The following is a 2844-nucleotide window of genomic DNA, read 5'->3' on the forward strand; positions in this document are numbered from 1 at the left end:
GCGGGTTTTACGGCGTTTGCTGGTAAACTCGCTATCAGAGAAAGACAGTTGCTGGCTCATGAGATGATGGCTTCCAATGGGAATGAGGGGGTTATTGTCTCATGCTAGGGACTTAATCGCATGTTCCCTATATGGGGAGAGTGGTAACGGTAAGTCATGGCTCTACAAAAATGTTCTGAGAGAAAACAACACCCCTTTTATTGTAGCCAACTGCGCAAATGCATCTCGCCTTAATTCAATTACTCAAGAGATTTGTAATTGTATTGTAGAGCCAGGAACTGTAAGAAAGCTTGGCTTCGATGAGGAAAAGGCGGCGGGGATCAGTGCGTATTTTGCAAAAGCGGATGTCAAGCATAAAGGTAGCTTCGACATTGTACAGGAGGAGCCCTTACTTGAGGCTTTTCGGCTTTTTCATAGCACTGTTCCTCAGAAAAAAATTATTGTTCTAGACAACCTAGAATCAATTTTAAACTCAGAAGATTTAATGACGGAATTGGCTGACATTCTTATTCTTTTAGATGATTCAAGATATGCGGCTTTCAATATCAACATCCTGATTGTGGGAATACCCTATGGTGTTTTGCAGTATTTCAGAGAAACGAAAAACTCTGAGTCTGTTGCAAACCGTATAAATGAAATTGACAAGGTTTCTGGACTCGACGAAAACCAAGTAAATAAAATAATCGAAAAGGGATTTTCACAGCTTGAAATTCTTATTACCACGGGCACACTAGATGAGCTAGCAAAGCATGTTTACTCTGTAACGCTGGGTATTGCTCAACGAGTTCATGAGTATTGTGAAATGTTGGCTTATGCCATTGAAGAGAATGGATGGAAGTATGACCCTAGCTTACTGAGGCAGGCTGACGAGGATTGGCTTTATCAAAGTCTTAGACAGTGCTATCAAGTCGTTGAAGGACATTTGAATAGTAGACAGACGGCTGTGGCAAGGCGAAACCAAGTGATTTATTGCGTCGCCAAAGTCAGCAGTCACCAATTCGACTCGTCAGTCATTGATGGTCTTATTCGCAAAGAATTCCCAGGAACAATACCAGAAACGAATATGGGGATCGGCTCAATACTGGGAGAACTCTCGAAAGGTAGCAACCCACTGCTAATCTACAATAACTCAGCAAATACATACGCAGTGAGAGATCCAAGGTACCTGATGTGTATAAAGTTGGTGCTCTACAAGGATTCAGCACATCAAAAGGTGGTGAAACGTGATTTTTCACGGTAATTCGCAACTAACAAGGCCATCAAAAATCGTTCCGCTACGCTCCACTGGACGCGGCTAAAGCCGCGCCTTTTATGGCGGCGTTAGGCTTCAAAGTAAGGAGAGGAAAAATGAAGAAGATAATTACCGCAGCCGCTTTTCTTGCTGCAAGCACCTTGGCGCAAGCCGGTCCGTTTGGGCTTTCAATGGGTATGCCAAAGTCACAAATTAAAGGACTGGAAGGCACGGGAACTCCGTTCATGTATACAACGGAAAGTGTGCCCACGCCTAGCAGTCAATTCAAAACCTATGTGATGCAAGTTGGTGATAAGAACGGCCTCTGTGTCATTAAAGCAATAAGCGATACGATCTCCACAAATCGTTATGGGTTCGCGCTAAAAGACAAATTTAATGCTTTAAAGGATGCATTGACTAAAAAATATGGAAAGCACAAAACCCAAGACTTCCTTATGCCGGGCAGCATTTGGGATGAGCCAGAAGATTTTATGGCGGGCTTAACCAAGAATGAAAGATACCTTCGTGCTTTTTGGGATGCCGAAGAACAATCTGACCTTACAGACAATTTGAAATCCATAATCTTGGTTGCCGCTGGCCTTGGCCACGAGAAAGGCGCAGTTTACATTCAGTATGAGTTTAGTAACTCGGAGAAATGCGACAATGAGCGGGAAGCTCTTGATGCAAATGCCCTGTAAGCTATCGAGCAATAATGAAAAAGCCTAACAATCGCATGCACTCGGACAGCAAAAAGCGCCGCTCCTTCGTCGCTCTGCTTTTTGCTGCCGGTGATGCGAAGCGTTAGGCGCCTTACTGAAGTAGGAGAAAATATGTCAGATTGTGGTTGTGGGGCAGAACAAGCGGAGAGTCTGGAAAAGAAAACTCTCATCATTCTGTTATCTATCAATGCATTTATGTTTGTTACTGAATTAACGCTGGGCTGGTTGGCGCAATCTACCGGGCTTATCGCTGACTCGCTAGATATGCTAGCTGATGCTACTGTCTATGGTCTGTCACTATATGCAGTTGGGAAAGGAGTCGTGAAGCAAGCAAAGGCGGCTAGAGTGAGCGGTTACCTACAAATAATTTTGGGGCTTGGCGTTTTATTCGAAGTGATCAGGCGTATGGTTTTTGGCAGTGAACCTCAAAGCACTCTTATCATTGTTGTCGGTGCGGTTGCCCTCCTGGCAAACATCATTTGTTTAATTCTCATTTCCAAGCACAAAGATAGCGGCGTACACATGCGCGCTTCGTGGATATTTTCAACAAATGATGTCATTGCCAACTTGGGGGTAATTATATCTGGTGTTCTTGTTGCCATCGTTGGCAGTCGCTATCCCGACCTAATTGTGGGAACAATAATATCAATCGTGGTGATTCGTGGCGGTATAAAAATACTACAAGATGCGGACCAAACTCAGAAATCAGGAAATCGCGCCTAACAAAGCGCTGCAGAGGGACGGTGTAGTTCCCCCGGTTTAGTGGACTGTAGTTCCCCCGGTTTAGTGGACACCTCAATCTAATTGAGTTGAGGTGTTCAGTGCCAGCATATAAAAATCCAAAGAAGACGCGACAGTACAGCAATGAGTTCAAGTCTAAAGCTGTTAAGCTGA

The 2844-nt window shown here is 44.1% G+C and carries 3 protein-coding genes; all 3 read left to right on the plus strand.

Annotated elements, in window-relative coordinates; all coding sequences use genetic code 11:
- Positions 1-94: 94 nt before the first annotated feature.
- The 3 genes from EOE65_RS17815 to EOE65_RS17825 all read left to right on the plus strand — a co-directional run bounded on the left by EOE65_RS17815 (position 95) and on the right by EOE65_RS17825 (position 2673).
- Positions 95-1240 (plus strand): AAA family ATPase, encoded by a 1146-nt coding sequence (locus tag EOE65_RS17815; RefSeq protein ID WP_206052714.1) that lies wholly within the window; start codon positions 95-97, stop codon positions 1238-1240.
- 107 nt (positions 1241-1347) lie between these two features.
- Positions 1348-1929, plus strand: a complete 582-nt coding sequence (locus tag EOE65_RS17820; protein ID WP_127696257.1) for a hypothetical protein — start codon at positions 1348-1350, stop codon at positions 1927-1929.
- Between the two features lie 132 nt (positions 1930-2061).
- The gene (locus tag EOE65_RS17825; RefSeq protein WP_127696259.1) at positions 2062-2673 is read left to right on the plus strand and encodes a cation efflux transmembrane domain-containing protein; all 612 of its coding nucleotides are present in this window, start codon (positions 2062-2064) and stop codon (positions 2671-2673) included.
- Positions 2674-2844: the final 171 nt, after the last annotated feature.

Origin of the sequence: Neptunomonas marina (assembly GCF_004005935.1) — a bacterium.
GTDB classification, from domain to species: domain Bacteria; phylum Pseudomonadota; class Gammaproteobacteria; order Pseudomonadales; family Balneatricaceae; genus Neptunomonas; species Neptunomonas marina.

Bases quoted from the DNA above. Each gene is read 5' to 3' on its own strand.
- EOE65_RS17820 (WP_127696257.1), top strand. From the start codon at position 1,348: ATGAAGAAGATAATTACCGCAGCCGCTTTTCTTGCTGCAAGCACCTTG.
- EOE65_RS17825 (WP_127696259.1), top strand. From the start codon at position 2,062: ATGTCAGATTGTGGTTGTGGGGCAGAACAAGCGGAGAGTCTGGAAAAG.